The following is a 17758-nucleotide window of genomic DNA, read 5'->3' as shown; positions in this document are numbered from 1 at the left end:
GGAATCCATGGCGTGCCCAAGAGTGCCTTGGGTACGCCATGCTGTCCACTGGCCTGTACGGTTTAGCGCATGACAATTCCGCGTTGCGCCATGTAGGCCTTGGCCTCCTGCACGGTGTATTCACCGAAGTGAAAAATACTCGCCGCCAGTACCGCGCTGGCGTGGCCTTCGAGGATGCCGTCGGCCAGATGCTGCAGATTGCCGACGCCACCGGAAGCGATCACCGGGATGCCCAGTGCATCGCTGATCGCCCGAGTCACACCGAGGTCGAAGCCGTTTTTCATGCCGTCCTGATCCATGCTGGTCAACAGGATCTCGCCGGCACCGAGGCCTTCCATTTTTTTCGCCCACTCGACTGCATCGAGACCGGTCGGCTTGCGCCCGCCGTGGGTGAAGATTTCCCAGCGCGGGGTTTCACCCGGACCGGAAACCTTCTTCGCGTCGATGGCGACGACGATGCACTGCGAGCCGAAATGCTGCGCGGCTTCGCCGACAAACTCCGGATTGAACACCGCTGCGGTGTTGATCGAAACCTTGTCCGCACCGGCATTGAGCAGGTTGCGAATGTCCTGCACGGTGCGCACGCCGCCGCCGACGGTCAGCGGGATGAACACCTGGCTGGCCATGCGCTCGACGGTATGCAGTGTGGTGTCGCGACCATCGACGCTGGCGGTGATGTCGAGAAAGGTAATCTCGTCGGCACCCTGCTCGTCATAACGACGGGCGATTTCCACCGGGTCGCCGGCATCGCGGATGTTCTCGAACTTCACACCTTTGACGACCCGGCCGTTGTCCACGTCCAGGCAAGGGATGATGCGTTTGGCCAGCGCCATGGTCAGTCCTCAGCCTTGGTACGAATCGCAGAAAGCTTGCGCTTCAGCGACGTCGAGGGTGCCTTCGTAGATCGCCCGGCCAGTGATTGCACCGATGATGCCCGGCGCCTTGGCGTCGAGCAGCGACTTGATGTCACCCAGATTGTGGATACCGCCGGAAGCAATCACCGGGATCTTCGTCGCTGCCGCCAGCGCAGCGGTGAACGGTACGTTGCAGCCCTGCATCATGCCGTCTTTGGCGATGTCGGTATAAACGATCGAGGACACACCGTCGGCTTCAAACTGCTTGGCCAGATCGATGACTTGCACCGTGCTGATTTCAGCCCAGCCATCGGTGGCGACGAACCCGTCTTTGGCATCCAGACCGACGATGATTTTGCCCGGGAACGCGCGGCAGGCCTCAGCGACGAACGCCGGATCCTTCACCGCTTTGGTGCCGATGATCACGTAGCTCACGCCCGCCTTGACGTAGTGCTCGATGGTTTCCAGCGAGCGGATACCGCCGCCGATCTGGATCGGCAGGGTCGGGTAGCGCTTGGCGATCGCGGTCACCACTTCGCCGTTGACCGGCTGGCCTTCGAACGCGCCGTTCAGATCGACCAGATGCAGACGGCGGCAACCGCCCTCCACCCACTTGGCAGCCATGCTTACCGGGTCATCGGAGAACACTGTGGAATCTTCCATGCGGCCCTGGCGCAGACGTACGCAGGCACCGTCTTTAAGATCGATAGCGGGAATAATCAGCATCTGGCAAACCTTCAAATTTGAATGTTCAGCTTGGCTCGGAAATCAGTTTTTCTCGAGCGCCCACAGGTCGCTTTCGATGCTTTCAAACCGCTCTTTGAGGTGGGTCTGCACATCGAAAATCGCCCTGTTGTAATAGTGCGGAGCAATTTCGCGGGTAAACAGCTCAAGAATTTCCGCCGCCTCGAACGAACCCAGGTCGAGTTCGAACCGATCCTCCATGAACCGCTGAATCTTGCGGCTGGCCTCGTTCTCCTGCTCGGGAGTGAGGGTCAGGATCGGCGGTTTGGACTTCTTGGCGGCCATTTACCAGCGACCGTCCCACGCGGCGAAGTTCTGCAGCAATTGCAGGCCATGGGTATGGCTCTTCTCCGGGTGGAACTGCACGGCGAAACGCGAGCCTTCGGCCAGCGCTGCTGCGAAATCGACCCCGTAATGACCGCTGCCGACTACCTGCCGCGCATTGGCGGCAGCGATGTAGTAGCTGTGCACGAAGTAGAAACGCGCCTTGTCCGGAATGTCGTGCCACAACGGGTGACTGACCTTCTGCTGCACTTCGTTCCAGCCCATGTGCGGGACTTTCAGGTGCTCGCCGTCTTCATGCAGGTCTTTGCCGAAGAACTTCACCGCGCCCGGGAACAGGCCGATGCAGTCGACGCCGTCGTTCTCTTCGCTGCTGTCGAGCAGGGCTTGCATGCCGACGCAGATGCCGAGGAACGGACGATCCTGGCTGACTTCACGCACCAGCGCGTCGAAACCGAGGCGACGGATCTCCGCCATGCAATCGCGAATCGCACCAACGCCGGGGAACACCACGCGGTCGGCTTCGCGGATCACGTCCGCATCGCTGGTGATCAGCACCTTGCCGGCGCCGACGTGCTCGAGGGCCTTGGCCACCGAGTGCAGGTTGCCCATGCCGTAGTCAATAACTGCAACCGTCTGCATTACAGAACGCCTTTGGTCGATGGCATTTGCCCGGCCATGCGCTCGTCCAGCTCGACGGCCATGCGCAGGGCGCGGCCGAAAGCCTTGAACACGGTTTCGATCTGGTGGTGGGTGTTGGTGCCACGCAGGTTGTCGATGTGCAGGCTGACCAGCGCGTGATTGACGAAGCCCTGGAAGAATTCCTGGAACAGGTCGACGTCGAAGCCGCCCACGGTGGCGCGGGTGTACGGCACGTGCATCTGCAGGCCTGGACGGCCGGAGAAGTCGATCACCACACGCGACAGCGCTTCATCGAGCGGCACGTAGGCGTGCCCGTAGCGACGGATGCCTTTCTTGTCGCCGATGGCTTTGGCGAAGGCCTGGCCGAGGGTGATACCGACGTCTTCCACGGTATGGTGGTCGTCGATATGCAGATCGCCCTTGCATTCAATATCCAGGTCGATCAACCCGTGACGGGCGATCTGATCCAGCATGTGCTCAAGAAAAGGAACACCGATATCGAATCGGGCCTTTCCGGTGCCATCAAGGTTGATCGAGGCTTTGATCTGGGTTTCCAGAGTGTCGCGCTCGACAGACGCCTTACGTTCGGCCATCACCAGCTCCGCAAAATCATTGGGCGAAAAAGGCAGCCATTATAGGCACGCGGGGCGGAAACAGAAACACGAGACGTGATATGGCTGACGGACAGAAGCCCCGGCTGTCGGGGATAGACATGTCCATACAAGCCATTTGAAGCAGCACAAAACAAATGTGGGAGCGGGCTTGCTCGCGAAGAGGGAGTGTCAGTCAACATCAATGCTGAATGACATACCGCCTTCGCGAGCAAGCCCGCTCCCACAGGGGTACTGCGTTTTACCCATTACTTAGTGAAACAGTACCGCCGTCTTCTGCAGGGTCACCCACACACCCCACGCCAACGGAATACCCACCACCAGCCATGCAGCTACAGCCAGCGGCTTGCTGCCCGGTGCGGCTTTCCACTCCAGCACGGTGCTCGCATCAGCCCCCTTGTCGTGGCCCAGCGCCTGTTCGGCAGCCAGTTCGGCGTCGGTCATGAAGTACTTGTCGGCCACCGGACGGACCAGCAGGTTGCACAGGAAACCCAGCACCAGCAGGCCCGCGAGGATGTACAGGGTGATGTCGTAAGCGGCAGCGCGTTCAACGCCGATGCTCAGTTGATACTCGCGCAGGTAGTTCACCAGCACCGGACCGAGCACACCGGCCGCAGCCCAGGCGGTCAGTAGGCGACCGTGGATCGCGCCAACCATTTGCGTGCCGAACAGGTCGGCCAGATACGCCGGAACGGTCGCAAAACCACCGCCGTACATCGACAGGATGATGCAGAACGCCGCGACGAACAGCGCAACGTTGCCCAGATGGCCCATGTTCGGGATCAGCGCGTACAGGGCAAAACCGAGGGCGAAGAACACGAAGTAAGTGTTTTTGCGACCCAGGTAGTCCGAGAACGAAGCCCAGAAGAAGCGGCCACCGATGTTGAACAGGCTCAGCAGGCCGGTGAAGCCGGCAGCGATCGCGGCGATCGAAGCCAGTTGCCCGGCATCCAGTTGACCGAACGGCACGTCAACGCCCAGCAACTTGCCGCCGAACACTTCCTGCAGCAGTGGCGAAGCCATGCCGAGAATGCCGATACCGGCCGATACGTTCAGGCACAGCACCAGCCACACCAGACGGAACTGCGGGGTTTTCCACGCCACATTCACGTGCACGTGACGGTGGGTGATCATCGCGTTCGAGGCTTTTTTCGCCGGCGCGGTCCAGCCTTCAGGCTTCCAGCCGGTTGGCGGCACGCGGTAGGCCAGGGCGCCACCGATCATGAACACGAAGTAGATCGCCGCCATGGCCACGAAGCTCTGCCACACGCCGACCCCGGCAGGCGAAGCGAAGTGGCTCATCAGTGCCGTCGCCAACGGTGCACCGACCATCGCGCCGCCACCAAAGCCCATGATCGCCATGCCGGTCGCCATGCCGCGCTTGTCCGGGAACCACTTGATCAGGGTCGATACCGGCGAGATATAGCCCAGGCCCAGACCGATACCGCCGATCACGCCAGAGCCGATCCACATCAGCCAGATCTGGTGGGTATAGATCCCCAGTGCAGAAATCAGCAGACCGCCGCACCAGCACAGTGCCGACACCACACCAGCCTTGCGTGGCCCGGCGTGTTCCAGCCAGCCACCCCAGATCGCTGCCGAGCAGCCGAGGAAGATGAAGAACAGGGTGTAGATCCAGCCGAGCATCGAGATCGGCCAGTCGCATTGCGAAGAGAAGACCTGAGCGATGAAGCTCATGTCCGGCGCGCAAGCCACTGGCGCGGTGACGCCCAGTGCCTTGGACAGCGGCAACCAGAACACCGAGAAACCGTAGGCCATGCCGATGCACAGGTGGATGGCCAGCGCGGCCGGTGGAACCAGCCAGCGGTTGAAACCGGGCTTGGCGATGATGCGCTCCTTGGACAGGAACGCAGGCTGGTCGGCGCGAAGGCCGTCCGCCGTGATACTCGTGCTCATTGTGTATCCCCCAATTATTAGTATGGTTCGCCAGCCACTGTTCACCCTCGGCCTTTATGCACGCAGGCATGACCGTTTTTTCAGGTGAAGCTCCTTGAAGGCGCGACGTTAAGTCGCAGAAGGACGGACGAACCGGCGAAGGTTACCATTTGCACGTGACAGAAAAACCAAACTGATATCACCTTTTTCGTGTCATCTGATCTCGCCCCCTCAGGAAAAAGCCATGCCGATCGTTGTCCAAGCGCTGAACGATGCCAGTTATCAGGATCAACAGGATTTGCAGAAGATCTATCGTGACGCTCCGCAGTGGCTGTTCGCGCCGTATTCCGGGGACGCCCAGTTGATCGAAAGCAGCCTGGCGGACGGGTCTTTGATTACAGGACGTTTCAACGACCGACTGCTCGGTGCGGCGCGCCTGACAAGGCACGACGGGATTTGGTACTTGTCGCATTTGTGTGTACGAAAAGTCACCCGGCGCCGTGGGGTGGCTGAGCGATTGGTGAACCAAGCGCAGAAAATGGCGTCGCAAGCGGGTGCCCAACTGCGCCTGCTGGCACCGGCCGGACACCTTGAAACGCAGGCGCTGGCCGCCAAACTGCAAGTGCCGCTGGAAGTCATCGCGACATGACAGCGCCCCGAACCGGGCGGATGCAGCGCTATACTCCCCGGCTAAATTACGAATTCGACTAACTACAAGGACTCGCCCATGAAAGCGTTCGGCAAAATCCTGGGTCTGGTACTTCTCGGGCTGTTGCTGATCATTGTGGCGGCGGGCTTCGCCCTGACCCACCTGTTTGATCCCAACGACTACAAAGACGAGATCCGCCAGATAGCCCGCGACAAGGCCCACATCGAGCTGACGCTCAATGGCGATATCGGCTGGAGCCTGTTCCCGTGGCTCGGCCTGGAACTGCATGAAGCCAGCATCGCCACCCTGATCAACCCGACCGAACCGTATGCCGACCTGCAGATGCTCGGCCTGTCCGTGCGCGTTCTGCCACTGTTGCGCCGTGAAGTGCAGATGAGCGATGTGCGTGTCGAAGGCCTGAACCTGCGCCTCAAACGCGACAAGAACGGCCACGGCAACTGGGAAGATATCGGCAAATTGCCGACAGCCGCCGCGCCCGCCGGCAGCCCGGCGCCTGCCAGCGCACCTGCTGCCGAAGCCCCTGCCCAGCCGGAAAAACCGCCGCAGCCGATCCGCCTCGACATCGACAGCCTGACGGTCAATAACGCCCGCGTTGAATACAACGACGAGCAGACCGGCAAGCAGTACAGCGCCGAAAGCATTCAGTTGAGCACCGGTGCGGTACACGACTCGACCAACATTCCGCTGAAAGCCACGGCGTTCCTCAGCACCAATCAGCCTGTGCTGCGGGTACGCACCGAGCTCAATGGCGAGCTGCGCATCGAACGCGCCCTGCAACGTTACAAGTTCGAAGACATGAAACTGTCCGGCGAACTGACCGGCGACCCACTGCAGGGCAAGGCCATGACCTTCTCCGCCCAAGGCCAGATCTCCCTGGACAAGGCAGCGAATGTCGCCGAATGGACCGGGATCAAGATCTCCGCCAACCAGTTGCGCGCCCTCGGCGAGCTGAAGGCCAACGACCTCGACAAGACCCCGCAGATCACTGGCGGGATCTCGATCGCCCAGTTCGATCTGGCGAAATTCGTCGACAGCATCGGCCAGACATTGCCCGCCATGGCGCCCGGCAGCCTGAGCAAAGTCGAACTGGTCAGCCGCGTGGCCGCCACGCCAACCAGCGTGGCTTTCGACAACGTCAACCTGAAACTCGACGACAGCAGCTTCAGCGGGCGCATTGCCGTGGAAGACTTCGCCAAGCAGTCGCTGCGCGCGATCCTCAAGGCCGACACCTTTGATGTCGACCGCTACCTGCCGCCGAAATCGGACAAGACCAAAAACGCCACGCAAGTGCGTCAGGCCGAAGTCGCCAGCACCGAAGCCGATGCCATGGCCGGCGCCGGCAGCACACCGCTGCCGGACAAACCGAGCAAAAGCGCCTGGAGCACCGAGCGTCTGCTGCCGGTCGAGCGTCTGGCCAAACTCGACGTCGATGCCGACCTGACCTTCGGCCAACTGACCCTCGACAAACTGCCGATCCAGAACGCTGCACTCAAGGCCACAGGCCAGAGCGGCCTGCTGACCCTGCAAAACCTGCGCGGCGAGCTATACGGCGGCGACTTCGAAGCCAAGGGCACCCTCGACGTACGCCCGAGCGCCCCCGTGCTCAATCTGCAGACCAAAATCAACCGCGTGCCGGCCGAGAAAATTCTCGAAAGCCAGGGCAAGAATCCGCCGGTCAAAGGCCTGGTCACGCTGACCAGCAACCTCACCGGCAGCGGCAACAGCCAGCAGGCGCTGATCGAAACCCTCAACGGCAACGCCAGTTTCGTGATCAACAACGGCGTGCTGCTCAACGCCAATCTTGAACAGCAACTGTGCAAAGGCATCGCCACCCTCAATCGCAAAACCCTCAGCGGCGAGCCACGAGGCAAGGACACACCGTTCCAGGAACTCAAGGGCAACCTGACCTTGCGCAACGGCGTGGCGAGCAACCCGGACCTGAAAGTGCGCATCCCGGGCATGACCGTCAACGGCAACGGCGACATCGACCTGAAAGTGCTGGGCATGGATTACCGCGTCGGCATCATCGTCGAGGGCGACACCAGCGCCATGCCGGATCCGGCCTGTCAGGTCGGCGAGAAATTCGTCGGTATCGAGTGGCCGCTGCGCTGCCGTGGCCCGCTGGAGCTGGGCGCCAAGGCCTGCCGTGTGGATAACGAACGTCTCGGCCAGGTCGCGACCAAAATCGCCGGTGACAAACTCAGCGAAAAGATCGATGAAAAACTCGGCGACAAGGTCAGCCCGGAATTGAAAAACGCATTGAAGGGGCTGTTCAAGCGATGAGAGCGGAGCAGTTTTCCACGGCGGTGCTGGAATGGTTCGACCGCCACGGCCGCCACGATTTGCCTTGGCAGCAAGACATCAATCCGTATCGGGTATGGGTCTCGGAGATCATGTTGCAGCAGACCCAGGTCAGCACCGTGCTCAATTACTTCGACCGCTTCATGGCCGCGCTGCCAACAGTACAAGCGCTGGCCGAAGCGCCGGAGGACGAAGTGCTGCACTTGTGGACCGGGCTGGGTTACTACACCCGCGCGCGCAATCTGCAGAAGACTGCGAAGATCGTCGTCAGCCAGTACGGCGGCGAATTTCCGCGGGACGTCGAAAAGCTGACGGATCTGCCGGGGATCGGCCTGTCCACCGCCGGGGCTATCGCCAGCATCAGCATGGGCCTGCGCGCGCCGATCCTCGATGGCAACGTCAAACGCGTTCTGGCGCGCTTTACCGCGCAGGAGGGATACCCGGGTGAGCCGAAGGTCGCCAAACAGCTGTGGGCCAATGCAGAGCGTTTCACGCCGCACGATCGGGTCAACGCCTACACCCAGGCGATGATGGATCTTGGCGCCACGCTGTGTACGCGCAGCAAACCGAGCTGCCTGCTGTGCCCGCTGGAAAAGGGCTGTGAGGCGCACATGCTTGGGCTGGAGACGCGCTATCCGATCCCCAAACCACGCAAGGCCATCCCGCAGAAACGCACGCTGATGCCGCTGCTGGCCAACGGCGAAGGCGCGATTCTGCTTTATCGTCGCCCGTCGACAGGCCTGTGGGGCGGTTTATGGAGCCTGCCGGAACTCGATGACCTCGACGACCTGCAGCATCTGGCCGACCAGCACTCGCTGACCATGGGCGAGCAGCAGGCGCTGCCAAGCCTCGTCCACACCTTCAGCCATTTCCAGCTGTCCATCGAACCCTGGCTGGTTCAGGTGCAGGAGGCCGGTCAGCACGTGGCCGAGGCCGACTGGCTCTGGTATAACCTCGCCACCCCGCCGCGCCTGGGCCTTGCCGCCCCGGTCAAAACCTTGCTCGAACGCGCGGCCGCCGTATTGAACGCAGGAGAGTCGTCATGACCCGCACCATCATGTGCCGCAAGTACAAAGAAGAACTGCCCGCGCTGGAACGCGCTCCTTTCCCGGGCGCCAAAGGTCAGGATATTTTTGACCACGTCTCGGCCAAGGCCTGGGCTGACTGGCAGAAACACCAGACCCTGCTGATCAACGAAAAGCGTCTGAACATGATGAACGCCGAAGACCGCAAATATCTTCAGGGCGAAATGGACAAGTACTTCTCTGGCGAGGATTACGCCAAGGCTGAAGGCTACGTTCCGCCTGCAGAGTAAACCCGCAAAATCGGGGGTCGGATCGTAAGCGACGGAATTAATTTAAGAAATTTTAAAAAAGTCGTTGACGTAAATCCGAAAAACCCTTTTAATGCGCCCCGTTGCCCAGATAGCTCAGTCGGTAGAGCAGGGGATTGAAAATCCCCGTGTCGGCGGTTCGATTCCGTCTCTGGGCACCAAATACCGAAAACCCTGAATCGCAAGATTCAGGGTTTTTTTATGCCTGCGATTTGATGGCGGCTCAATCCAGCCCCTTTGCGCAGCCCAGAAAAAACCCGCGAGCCTTTCCCAGGCATCGCGGGTTTTGATTGCGCAAATGCGCGACGGGTTTCGAACAAAGGCGATCCGCGCTACTTTGGCTGCACCTTATGGAAGAGGGTCATCCGTTCGATGAACCAGAAAAGAACCCGCGTGCCCCTGCCCCATCCGCCACCCTATCGCCAGAGTCGGACTGCATTCTGGCTGACGGCGCTGGTCGGCGTACTAATCGCCTTCCTCATCGGCGCGTCGATTTATCTGATCGTCCACAGCTTGATCAGCGGCTCCATCACCACATGGAACCGCTCCGGTCCACGCCACACCTACACCCTTGCACTGCAACCGCGAATGTTCTGGTTCGAGATCGTGTCGCAATGCATCGGCACCGTATTCCTGATAGCCGTCGGCTGGATCGGACTATGGATTCACCGAATGGCGCAAGAACCCACTGACAAGCAGAAGGGCAAGCGTACGCGGGGGTAAATGACGGTTGGCCCTCAGAGGGTGTTGACGTAGTCGACCGGCAACAAAACCGTGTCGAGCGCAGCGTCTACCGGCAGCGATACCACGGTAATCACCGGGCAAACGATCATCATGTAGCAGATGACCGCGGCGGGCATGCCGTCTCCCCCTCTCACGCCAAGCAAGTGCAGGTTGCCGTCGACGCCTTTGTAGTACGGTTCTGCAGAATCACCGTTCAGGCGCCCCATCATCGTTCCACAACCAGCCAACAGCAAAACCAGGCTCACCGCTGAGCCAATACGCAAAATCCCTTTCAAACCAGCACTTCCTTGCATCACAGAAACATAAGGCGCGGGATTGTACCCGCGCCTCGACTTTCAATTGAACCCAACACTATCCAGCGTCATTCCAGTGGAACACCAGATTGCGGGCAGCGCCGCTGCCAACGTCTGTCTCATCGCGCCTTGTTTCGCCATTGCGGGTGGCGACCACCGTGTACTTACCGGGTGGTAGTTGCACGTAAACCAGCGGACCCGTTTGGGTGAGGGTCAGTACGGTTTGCCCTGGTGACTTTTGAATCATCACATCGACATCAGCGGTGTACTGGTCTTGCGCCCCCACCGCGAACGTCATGTGCAGGTTGTAACCGGTGGATTGTTGAATGGCTTTTGCCTCATCAACGCCAATCCCGCCGGACAAGTAGTTGATGCCGTTTTGCTGCTGTTGTTGAGCCTGTACGCCTGCGCTGTCGACGGGCTCAAGGCTGGCCGCCTGCAGCATCGCCGGAAAAGCCAATACAGCGACCGCAGCGACTGGCAGCATGAATGAAAGAATGCGCTTCATAATCCCTACTCCCGGACTCTTTTAGAGCCCAACCGTGACTCCTTATTTGATCCGGCCAGGGAAGCACGCGTTTTAGATTGATTGGAACTTGGCCTGTGTACGAAATGGACTACAGACCATCACTCACTGAAACACCTTTTGCCGGCAACGTCCTGCAATACCCATCCCCTCTTCCTGCCGTCTATACAGGGCTCGCCCGACATCGCCGAGCGGCGAATCCCGGCATGCTTTGCGTCTGTTTCCACTGATGCGGAAGACTCGATGAGCCAGGTAAAACCTACTGATGCGCAAGACCCGAAAATCGATTCATTGCTGGGGGAGTTGGGCGAACTGATTCGCCAGGCGCGGCAAAAAGTGCTGCGTGCTGTTGATACGATTCAAGTCCAGACCTGTTGGCAGATCGGCCGGCATATTGTCGAGTTTGAACAGCAAGGGGCGCAGCGGGCGGGGTATGGCAAGCAGTTGCTGGCCTTGTTGGCGAAGGATCTGACGGCGCAGTTCGGGAAGGGGTTTGATGCTTCCAACCTGCGCTATATGCGCCTCTTTTATCAGGCATTTCCAATTCGTGACGCACTGCGTCACGAATTGAGCTGGACCCACTATCGGCGGCTTTTGGGCGTCACCAGTGAAAAGGCTCGCCATTGGTACATGGAAGAGTCTGCCAATCTGAACTGGTCCAGTCGCGCCCTTGATCGACAGATCAATACGCTCTACTACGAGCGACTGCTGATGAGTCGAGACAAAGCCGATGTGATCGAAGAGGCCACCACCCACATTGCAGCCATGAAACCCCATCCGCGCGAATTCATACGCGATCCCGCCATACTCGAATTCCTTGGGCTACCGTCGGCCGGCAAGGTCAGGGAGAGTCGTCTCGAACAGGCTCTCATTGACCACCTGCAGAGCTTTCTTCTGGAGTTGGGTAAAGGCTTTTCCTTTGTCGCTCGACAACAACGCATCAGCACCGATGGTGACGATCTGTACATCGACCTGGTGTTCTACAACTATTTGCTCAAATGCTTCGTGATCATTGACCTCAAGCGCGGCAAGCTCAGTGCCGGCGATGTCGGACAGATGGACATGTACGTGCGCATGTACGACGAGCTCAAGCGCAGCGAGGGCGACAAGCCGACAGTCGGGATCATTCTGTGTGCAGAGAGCAATGATTCGGTCGCGCGTTACTCGATGCTCAAGGGCAATGAGCAACTGTTCGCCAGCAGTTACAAGACGATACTGCCGAGTGAGGAAGAATTACGCGCAGAACTCAATCGGGAACAGGCCTTGATCGAAGAACGCCTGCTCATTCAATCGACTGAATAAACCTTCTGGATTGTTGCCGGGCGGCGCCGAGACTATCGTTGGCAACTTACCCGCAAAGGTAGAAAGCCATGACCTGTCAGGACACGCCCGCGATGCAGGATATGCAGTCAAGGTTGCCAATTTTGACCGCGGCGCAAGGTGAACCCTTCACGGAAGCCGCCGAGGATGACTTTGCCCTTGGCGGCTTCACCTGGCGCCATGCCCTGCCCGACATCCAGCGACCGGTAGTCATCATCAACGCCGCCACCTCGGTACGCTGCCGACACTATTCACGCTTCGCCGATTACCTGTTCGCCAACGGCTTCGACGTGATCACCTACGACTATCGAGGCATCGGCGAATCACGCCCGGCAACCCTGAAAGGCCTTGAGGCTTCATGGACCGACTGGGGCGCGCTGGATTTCGAGGCGATGCTCAAACGCGCGCAACGGGAATTCTCCGGCCAGCCAATCGATGTGGTCGGCCACAGTTTCGGCGGTTGCGCGGCCGGACTCGGCGAGTCCGGGCAGGTCATTCGTCGGCTGGTGACGGTCGGCGCGCAGTTCGCTTACTGGCGCGACTATGCGCCGGCACAGCGCTGGCGCATGTTTGGTAAATGGCATTTGCTGATGCCGCTGCTGACGCGGTTCTGTGGCTATTTCCCGGGCAAGCGCCTCGGCTGGCTGGAGGACACGCCCGCCGGTGTCGTACGCGACTGGAGCACGCCTGCCGCGCGCTACGAGCAGCGTCCGAGTGGTCGCCGACTGCTGAAGGCAAGCGGTCGCCTGCCCTTCGCCAACGTCCGCGCACACACCCTGGCGATCAGTATTAGCGACGACCCCTACGGCACCATTCCAGCCATCGAACGCCTGCTCGACTACTTCAGCCATGCGCACAAAACCCACCTGCGCATCGAGCCGCAGGACATCGGCGAACAACAAGTCGGACATTTCGCCTTTTTTCGCAGCGCATACCAAGCCACACTATGGCCCATCGCTCTGACCTGGCTGCAAACCGGCGAGCTGGCCCCCGACACACCCGGGCGGCCAGTGCCACGCAGCTGAGCCCTTTCAACGCACGACGGAACACACCATGGCCTCCGCCAACAAGCAGCAAAAACGCGCCGCCCGGGCCAAGACCAAGGCCAAGCAAAACCGCAGCAAACGCGCCGAGACGCCGGTCGAACTGGACCCGAACGATGACCGTATCGACTTCGAGTCGGTGGACCTGACCGAGCTGTTCAAGAAAATGATCGATGCCGAGAAGATCAGCCAGCAAGCCATGTGCACCGCGTTCCTCGAAGACCCGCTGCTAGGACTGGTCTACGAGCAGGAAGGCGAAGAAGGCGCGATGGATTTCATCCTCGCCGCGCTGATCGAGTATCGCCAGTGGTCCCAGGAAACCGACGAAGCCGGCGCCCTGGCGTGGATCGAATCCCCGGCCTTCCAGGCCGACTATGTGGCGGCGTCCGACGCGATCGCCGCACAAACCCAACAGAAGAACTGAGTACCCATGGCATCCCTGAACAAGCAACAGAAACGCGCCAAACGCGCCAAGGCCAAAGCCAAGCACATCCGCATGGTCGGCCGTAAGCCGCTGGACCAGGACGACAATCTCGGGCATCTGGACGAGCCGATCCCGGAATACACCCTCGCAATGTTCAGCAAAATGCGCGACGCCGAAGCCGTCAGCCGCAACGAAATGCTGCTGACCCTGCTGCGCGAACTGGCGTTCATCATCGTTGACCATCCAGAACTGCTGGACATGGAAAACGCCGAGAACGAAGGCATGGCCGCCACTCACCTGGCCGCCGACATGCTGATCGACTACCGCATGTGGGCCGATGGCATGGACATCGAAACCGCCCAGGCCTGGCTGACCGAGCCACAGTTCATCACCGATTTCGGGATTGCGCTGGATACTTACGGCAAGTCGCTGAATGCCCAGGAAGAAAAGAGCGAATAAACCCCGCGCACAAACAAAAACGGCCGCTCGTCATCACTGACAGCGGCCGTTTTGCATTACGCGTTGCGGATCAGTTCAACACCACCGCACCACGGTTTTCCTGCTTGCGACGACGCGCCACCAGCAGGCCGGCGACGACTACCATGAGGCTCAGCAGGCCGGTCGCGAGGATTTCCACGCGGTGGGCTTCCTGGAACAGCATGATGGTCAGGGCCGCGACGATGAAGATGATCACCGCGTAGGTCAGGCCCGGGAACAGCCACATGCTGAAGACGATTTTTTCGCCGCGGGCCATGCGTTGTTTACGCATGCGCAGTTGCGAGAACGCGATCACCAGGTACACCAGCAGCGCGATGGCGCCGGAACTGGCCAGCAGGAATTCGAACACCGCGGCCGGGGCCACGTAGTTGGCGAAGGTGCAGAGGAACGCCGCACCGGTCGACAACATCACTGCCCAGTAAGGCGTGCCGCTTTTGTTGACCCGAGTTGACATGGCCGGTGCGTCACCGCGCTTGCCGAGGGAGAACAGCATGCGCGACGAGGTGTACAGCGCCGAGTTCAGGCAGCTGGTTACCGCGACCAGCACCACGATGTCGACGATCATTTTCGCGTTCGGGATGCCCATGCGCTCAAGCACGGTCTGGTAGGAACCGAGGTTGGCCAGGGTCGGATCGTTCCACGGCACCAGGGCCACAACGATGAAGATCGACACGAGGTAGAACAGGCCGATCCGCCAGATCACCGAGTTGGTAGCCTTGGAGATCTGTTTACCCGGGTTCTTCGATTCCGCGGCCGCGATGGTCACGATTTCGGTACCCATGAACGAGAACATGGTGGTCAGGATTGCACCCAGCACCGCGCCCATGCCGTTGGGCAGGAAGCCGCCGGAGTCGAACAGGTGCGAAACACCGCTGACCTGGCTGTTCGGCAGGAAGCCGAAGATCGCCGCAAGGCCAAGGATGATGAAGCCGATGATCGCCAGCACTTTGATCAGGGCGAACCAGAATTCGAACTCACCGTAGTTCTTCACACTGAACAGGTTGGTGACCGTCAGCAGCAGGGTGATGATCAGTGCGAACGCCCAGATGCCGACACTCGGGAACCAGGCATGGAGGATGGTCGCGGCGGCGTTGGCCTCCAGCGGAATCACCAATACCCAGAACCACCAGTACAACCAGCCGATGGTGAAACCGGCCCAGTGCCCGATGGCACGGTCGGCGTAAGTCGAGAACGAGCCGGTGTCGGGCGAAGCGACAGCCATCTCACCGAGCATGCGCATCACCAGCACCACCAAGGTACCGGCGGCGGCGTAAGCCAGCAGCACAGCAGGGCCGGCGGCAGCGATAGCGTGGCCGGAGCCAACGAACAGACCGGCGCCGATAACACCGGCGATCGACAACATGGTCACATGACGCGGTTTGAGCCCCTGTTCGAGGCCATTGGAGCTTGGGGTACTGCTCATCGGAACTACCTTTGCGAGGAAAGCGATTGCGTCCGTCCCGTCTGGTTTTCCTTCTCGTAAAAAGAAACCAACGGGGCGTTCCAGATTCTGCACGCAATAAGTGCGCCAAAATGTTTCAAACTCTTCTGGCCCGCGGCTTTTAACGCGACCGGACAGTCATCGCAAGTCCTTAAAATTAATGGCAATTCGCCAGAACGTTACCCTGCGACTCACTTTTCAAACGAACGAGCGCACCAGGAACACACTGAAAAAGTGTGGGATGCACAATAAAAGGGCGATTCAGGAACGTTCGGCCGGATAGCGCTTCCAACACCCCGCCAAAGCTGGCAACATCGCGCCTTTTTTTACGCAACACCCACGGGGCTGCACGTTTAAACACCCGTTCGGTTGTTGATGGGGCGACAGTCTGCTGTGCCGATGCGACAACCTGCCACACGCCATCCGCTTACCGCTCGTAGCGCTGTTGGCTGCCATTGAAACGCTATGCTAGCTTGGCCGCCTCGCCAGGAAGGCCCGCCAACAGCAGGAGCGCAACATATATGAGGAACGCACATGGCTGAGGCCACGCCCGCGCTTGAAATCCGCAACTTGCACAAACGCTACGGACAGCTTGAGGTGCTCAAAGGCATCTCGCTGACCGCCCGCGACGGCGATGTGATCTCGATCCTCGGTTCCTCCGGTTCCGGCAAGTCCACGTTCCTGCGTTGCATCAACCTGTTGGAAAACCCGCACCAGGGCCAGATTCTGGTGGCCGGTGAAGAACTCAAGCTCAAGCCCGCCAAGAATGGCGAACTGGTTGCCGCTGATGGCAAACAGATCAACCGCCTGCGTTCCGAGATTGGTTTTGTATTTCAAAACTTTAATCTGTGGCCGCACATGAGCGTGCTCGACAACATCATCGAAGCCCCGCGCCGCGTGCTCGGCCAGAGCAAGGCCGAAGCCATCGAAGTCGCCGAAGCGCTGCTGGCCAAGGTCGGCATCGCCGACAAGCGCCACGCCTACCCGGCGCAATTGTCCGGAGGTCAGCAACAACGGGCCGCGATCGCCCGCACGCTGGCGATGCAGCCGAAGGTGATTCTGTTCGACGAACCCACCTCCGCCCTTGACCCGGAAATGGTTCAGGAAGTACTTAGTGTCATCCGCGCACTGGCCGAAGAAGGCCGCACCATGCTGTTGGTGACCCACGAAATGGGCTTTGCCCGTCAGGTCTCCAGCGAAGTGGTGTTCCTCCACCAGGGGTTGGTGGAAGAGCAAGGATCGCCTCAGCAGGTGTTCGACAACCCGCTTTCGGCGCGCTGCAAACAATTCATGTCCAGCAACCGCTAACGGAGCAACCTGCATGCAGAATTTTAAAAAGGTCTTCCTGGCCGCCGCCGTCACCCTCGCGTTCAGCGCCGGTGCCATGGCCGAGACCCTGAAGATGGGCATCGAAGCGGCTTACCCGCCGTTCAACAACAAAGACGCCAGCGGCAACGTGGTCGGCTTCGACAAAGACATCGGTGACGCCCTGTGCGCCAAGATGAAAGTCGAGTGCACCGTGGTCACCTCCGACTGGGACGGCATCATCCCTGCGTTGAACGCGAAGAAGTTCGATTTCCTGATCTCCTCGCTGTCGATCACCGAAGAGCGCAAGGGCGCGGTGGACTTCACTGACCCGTACTACTCGAACAAGCTGCAGTTCATCGCGCAGAAAGATAAAGAGTTCAAAACCGACAAGGATTCACTCAAAGGCAAGATCATCGGCACGCAGCGCGCCACCCTCGCCGGCACCTGGCTCGAGGACACTTACGGTAGCGATATCGAAGTAAAGCTCTATGACACCCAGGAAAACGCCTACCTGGATCTGACCTCCGGTCGTGTCGACGCGATCCTCGCCGACAAGTACGCCAACTACGACTGGCTGAAAACCGACGCCGGCAAGAACTACGAGTTCAAGGGCGACCCGGTCGTGGAAAGCGACAAGATCGGCATCGCCGTGCGTAAAGGCGATCCGCTGCGTGAGAAGCTGAACGCCGCGCTGAAGGAAATCGTCGCTGACGGTACCTACAAGAAGATCAACGACAAGTACTTCCCGTTCAGCATCTATTGATCTGACCTGCGGGACCGGCGCCGTGATCCGACGGCGCCGGCTCCCGGCCTTGCCTGCCGCGATTT

20 protein-coding genes and 1 tRNA gene are annotated in these 17758 nt (G+C 59.9%); 12 read left to right on the top strand and 9 right to left on the bottom strand.

The window, feature by feature from the left end; all coding sequences use genetic code 11:
* Nucleotides 1–62: 62 nt before the first annotated feature.
* The 6 genes from hisF to NTD85_RS25025 all read right to left on the bottom strand — a co-directional run bounded on the left by hisF (nucleotide 63) and on the right by NTD85_RS25025 (nucleotide 5050).
* On the bottom strand, nucleotides 63–833 hold the full coding sequence (gene hisF / locus NTD85_RS25050) for an imidazole glycerol phosphate synthase subunit HisF (protein WP_003220755.1): 771 nt from the start codon (nucleotides 831–833) through the stop codon (nucleotides 63–65).
* Nucleotides 834–842: 9 nt separating this feature from the next.
* Nucleotides 843–1580, bottom strand: a complete 738-nt coding sequence (gene hisA, locus NTD85_RS25045; RefSeq protein ID WP_003220753.1) for a 1-(5-phosphoribosyl)-5-[(5-phosphoribosylamino)methylideneamino]imidazole-4-carboxamide isomerase — start codon at nucleotides 1578–1580, stop codon at nucleotides 843–845.
* A 42-nt stretch (nucleotides 1581–1622) separates the two neighbouring features.
* Nucleotides 1623–1883: a DUF2164 domain-containing protein gene (locus NTD85_RS25040; protein WP_103485273.1), complete on the bottom strand. Its 261-nt coding sequence runs from the start codon at nucleotides 1881–1883 to the stop codon at nucleotides 1623–1625.
* Nucleotides 1884–2522 (bottom strand): imidazole glycerol phosphate synthase subunit HisH, encoded by a 639-nt coding sequence (gene hisH, locus NTD85_RS25035; protein WP_103520111.1) that lies wholly within the window; start codon nucleotides 2520–2522, stop codon nucleotides 1884–1886.
* Nucleotides 2522–3115, bottom strand: coding sequence for an imidazoleglycerol-phosphate dehydratase HisB (gene hisB / locus NTD85_RS25030; RefSeq protein ID WP_007909204.1), 594 nt, complete (start codon nucleotides 3113–3115; stop codon nucleotides 2522–2524). The genes hisH and hisB overlap by 1 nt, the downstream gene beginning before the upstream one ends.
* Before the next feature lie 270 nt (nucleotides 3116–3385).
* Nucleotides 3386–5050, bottom strand: coding sequence for an OFA family MFS transporter (locus NTD85_RS25025; protein WP_103520112.1), 1665 nt, complete (start codon nucleotides 5048–5050; stop codon nucleotides 3386–3388).
* Between the two features lie 223 nt (nucleotides 5051–5273).
* On the opposite strand from NTD85_RS25025, the gene NTD85_RS25020 reads away from it, so the two are divergent.
* From NTD85_RS25020 to NTD85_RS24995, 6 genes are all read left to right on the top strand, one after another.
* On the top strand, nucleotides 5274–5678 hold the full coding sequence (locus tag NTD85_RS25020) for an acetyl-CoA sensor PanZ family protein (protein ID WP_003220743.1): 405 nt from the start codon (nucleotides 5274–5276) through the stop codon (nucleotides 5676–5678).
* A gap of 78 nt (nucleotides 5679–5756) precedes the next feature.
* Nucleotides 5757–7982 (top strand): AsmA family protein, encoded by a 2226-nt coding sequence (locus tag NTD85_RS25015; RefSeq protein WP_262143474.1) that lies wholly within the window; start codon nucleotides 5757–5759, stop codon nucleotides 7980–7982.
* On the top strand, nucleotides 7979–9046 hold the full coding sequence (gene mutY / locus NTD85_RS25010) for an A/G-specific adenine glycosylase (RefSeq protein WP_047600902.1): 1068 nt from the start codon (nucleotides 7979–7981) through the stop codon (nucleotides 9044–9046). The genes NTD85_RS25015 and mutY overlap by 4 nt, the downstream gene beginning before the upstream one ends.
* The gene (locus tag NTD85_RS25005) at nucleotides 9043–9315 is read left to right on the top strand and encodes an oxidative damage protection protein (protein ID WP_003220737.1); all 273 of its coding nucleotides are present in this window, start codon (nucleotides 9043–9045) and stop codon (nucleotides 9313–9315) included. The genes mutY and NTD85_RS25005 overlap by 4 nt, the downstream gene beginning before the upstream one ends.
* Before the next feature lie 103 nt (nucleotides 9316–9418).
* Nucleotides 9419–9494, top strand: a tRNA-Phe gene (locus tag NTD85_RS25000).
* A gap of 211 nt (nucleotides 9495–9705) precedes the next feature.
* Entirely contained in the window at nucleotides 9706–10056 is a 351-nt protein-coding gene (locus tag NTD85_RS24995; RefSeq protein ID WP_262143473.1) for a hypothetical protein, read from the top strand.
* Between the two features lie 14 nt (nucleotides 10057–10070).
* Here NTD85_RS24995 and NTD85_RS24990 read toward each other — a convergent pair whose 3' ends face one another.
* Both NTD85_RS24990 and NTD85_RS24985 read right to left on the bottom strand, forming a co-directional pair.
* On the bottom strand, nucleotides 10071–10352 hold the full coding sequence (locus NTD85_RS24990; RefSeq protein WP_045122255.1) for a YceK/YidQ family lipoprotein: 282 nt from the start codon (nucleotides 10350–10352) through the stop codon (nucleotides 10071–10073).
* A 76-nt stretch (nucleotides 10353–10428) separates the two neighbouring features.
* Complete coding sequence (locus tag NTD85_RS24985; RefSeq protein ID WP_003220731.1) at nucleotides 10429–10878, bottom strand: hypothetical protein; 450 nt, start codon at nucleotides 10876–10878, stop codon at nucleotides 10429–10431.
* Nucleotides 10879–11139: 261 nt separating this feature from the next.
* On the opposite strand from NTD85_RS24985, the gene NTD85_RS24980 reads away from it, so the two are divergent.
* The 4 genes from NTD85_RS24980 to NTD85_RS24965 all read left to right on the top strand — a co-directional run bounded on the left by NTD85_RS24980 (nucleotide 11140) and on the right by NTD85_RS24965 (nucleotide 14142).
* A complete protein-coding gene (locus NTD85_RS24980; RefSeq protein ID WP_262143472.1) occupies nucleotides 11140–12198 on the top strand; it encodes a YhcG family protein in 1059 nt (352 codons plus the stop codon).
* Between the two features lie 68 nt (nucleotides 12199–12266).
* Nucleotides 12267–13241 (top strand): alpha/beta fold hydrolase, encoded by a 975-nt coding sequence (locus tag NTD85_RS24975; RefSeq protein WP_262143471.1) that lies wholly within the window; start codon nucleotides 12267–12269, stop codon nucleotides 13239–13241.
* A gap of 28 nt (nucleotides 13242–13269) precedes the next feature.
* Nucleotides 13270–13683: a hypothetical protein gene (locus NTD85_RS24970; RefSeq protein ID WP_003220725.1), complete on the top strand. Its 414-nt coding sequence runs from the start codon at nucleotides 13270–13272 to the stop codon at nucleotides 13681–13683.
* A gap of 6 nt (nucleotides 13684–13689) precedes the next feature.
* Nucleotides 13690–14142: a hypothetical protein gene (locus NTD85_RS24965; protein WP_262143470.1), complete on the top strand. Its 453-nt coding sequence runs from the start codon at nucleotides 13690–13692 to the stop codon at nucleotides 14140–14142.
* Nucleotides 14143–14212: 70 nt separating this feature from the next.
* On the opposite strand, the gene gabP is transcribed toward NTD85_RS24965, so the two are convergent.
* Nucleotides 14213–15604, bottom strand: a complete 1392-nt coding sequence (gabP, locus tag NTD85_RS24960) for a GABA permease (protein ID WP_201136038.1) — start codon at nucleotides 15602–15604, stop codon at nucleotides 14213–14215.
* 552 nt (nucleotides 15605–16156) lie between these two features.
* Between gabP and NTD85_RS24955 the strand changes: the two genes are divergently transcribed.
* Together NTD85_RS24955 and NTD85_RS24950 are read left to right on the top strand one after the other, a co-directional pair.
* On the top strand, nucleotides 16157–16930 hold the full coding sequence (locus NTD85_RS24955; RefSeq protein WP_003220720.1) for an ABC transporter ATP-binding protein: 774 nt from the start codon (nucleotides 16157–16159) through the stop codon (nucleotides 16928–16930).
* 13 nt (nucleotides 16931–16943) lie between these two features.
* Nucleotides 16944–17693 (top strand): ABC transporter substrate-binding protein, encoded by a 750-nt coding sequence (locus NTD85_RS24950; protein WP_003220717.1) that lies wholly within the window; start codon nucleotides 16944–16946, stop codon nucleotides 17691–17693.
* Nucleotides 17694–17758: the final 65 nt, after the last annotated feature.

Origin of the sequence: Pseudomonas sp. 13B_3.2_Bac1 (genome assembly GCF_025466205.1) — a bacterium.
GTDB classification, from domain to species: Bacteria; Pseudomonadota; Gammaproteobacteria; order Pseudomonadales; family Pseudomonadaceae; genus Aquipseudomonas; species Aquipseudomonas fluorescens_H.
This window is presented reverse-complemented; position numbering and strand designations above follow the sequence as displayed.

Excerpts from the sequence above, each read along its gene's own strand:
- NTD85_RS25015 (WP_262143474.1), top strand. The coding sequence starts at position 5,757 with ATGAAAGCGTTCGGCAAAATCCTGGGTCTGGTACTTCTCGGGCTGTTG.
- NTD85_RS25020 (WP_003220743.1), top strand. The coding sequence starts at position 5,274 with ATGCCGATCGTTGTCCAAGCGCTGAACGATGCCAGTTATCAGGATCAA.
- NTD85_RS24985 (WP_003220731.1), bottom strand. The coding sequence starts at position 10,878 with ATGAAGCGCATTCTTTCATTCATGCTGCCAGTCGCTGCGGTCGCTGTA.
- NTD85_RS25040 (WP_103485273.1), bottom strand. The coding sequence starts at position 1,883 with ATGGCCGCCAAGAAGTCCAAACCGCCGATCCTGACCCTCACTCCCGAG.
- mutY (WP_047600902.1), top strand. The coding sequence starts at position 7,979 with ATGAGAGCGGAGCAGTTTTCCACGGCGGTGCTGGAATGGTTCGACCGC.
- hisF (WP_003220755.1), bottom strand. The coding sequence starts at position 833 with ATGGCGCTGGCCAAACGCATCATCCCTTGCCTGGACGTGGACAACGGC.
- NTD85_RS24955 (WP_003220720.1), top strand. The coding sequence starts at position 16,157 with ATGGCTGAGGCCACGCCCGCGCTTGAAATCCGCAACTTGCACAAACGC.
- NTD85_RS24965 (WP_262143470.1), top strand. The coding sequence starts at position 13,690 with ATGGCATCCCTGAACAAGCAACAGAAACGCGCCAAACGCGCCAAGGCC.
- NTD85_RS25005 (WP_003220737.1), top strand. The coding sequence starts at position 9,043 with ATGACCCGCACCATCATGTGCCGCAAGTACAAAGAAGAACTGCCCGCG.
- NTD85_RS24995 (WP_262143473.1), top strand. The coding sequence starts at position 9,706 with ATGAACCAGAAAAGAACCCGCGTGCCCCTGCCCCATCCGCCACCCTAT.
- hisB (WP_007909204.1), bottom strand. The coding sequence starts at position 3,115 with ATGGCCGAACGTAAGGCGTCTGTCGAGCGCGACACTCTGGAAACCCAG.
- NTD85_RS24980 (WP_262143472.1), top strand. The coding sequence starts at position 11,140 with ATGAGCCAGGTAAAACCTACTGATGCGCAAGACCCGAAAATCGATTCA.
- NTD85_RS24950 (WP_003220717.1), top strand. The coding sequence starts at position 16,944 with ATGCAGAATTTTAAAAAGGTCTTCCTGGCCGCCGCCGTCACCCTCGCG.
- hisH (WP_103520111.1), bottom strand. The coding sequence starts at position 2,522 with ATGCAGACGGTTGCAGTTATTGACTACGGCATGGGCAACCTGCACTCG.
- NTD85_RS25025 (WP_103520112.1), bottom strand. The coding sequence starts at position 5,050 with ATGAGCACGAGTATCACGGCGGACGGCCTTCGCGCCGACCAGCCTGCG.
- hisA (WP_003220753.1), bottom strand. The coding sequence starts at position 1,580 with ATGCTGATTATTCCCGCTATCGATCTTAAAGACGGTGCCTGCGTACGT.
- gabP (WP_201136038.1), bottom strand. The coding sequence starts at position 15,604 with ATGAGCAGTACCCCAAGCTCCAATGGCCTCGAACAGGGGCTCAAACCG.
- NTD85_RS24975 (WP_262143471.1), top strand. The coding sequence starts at position 12,267 with ATGACCTGTCAGGACACGCCCGCGATGCAGGATATGCAGTCAAGGTTG.
- NTD85_RS24970 (WP_003220725.1), top strand. The coding sequence starts at position 13,270 with ATGGCCTCCGCCAACAAGCAGCAAAAACGCGCCGCCCGGGCCAAGACC.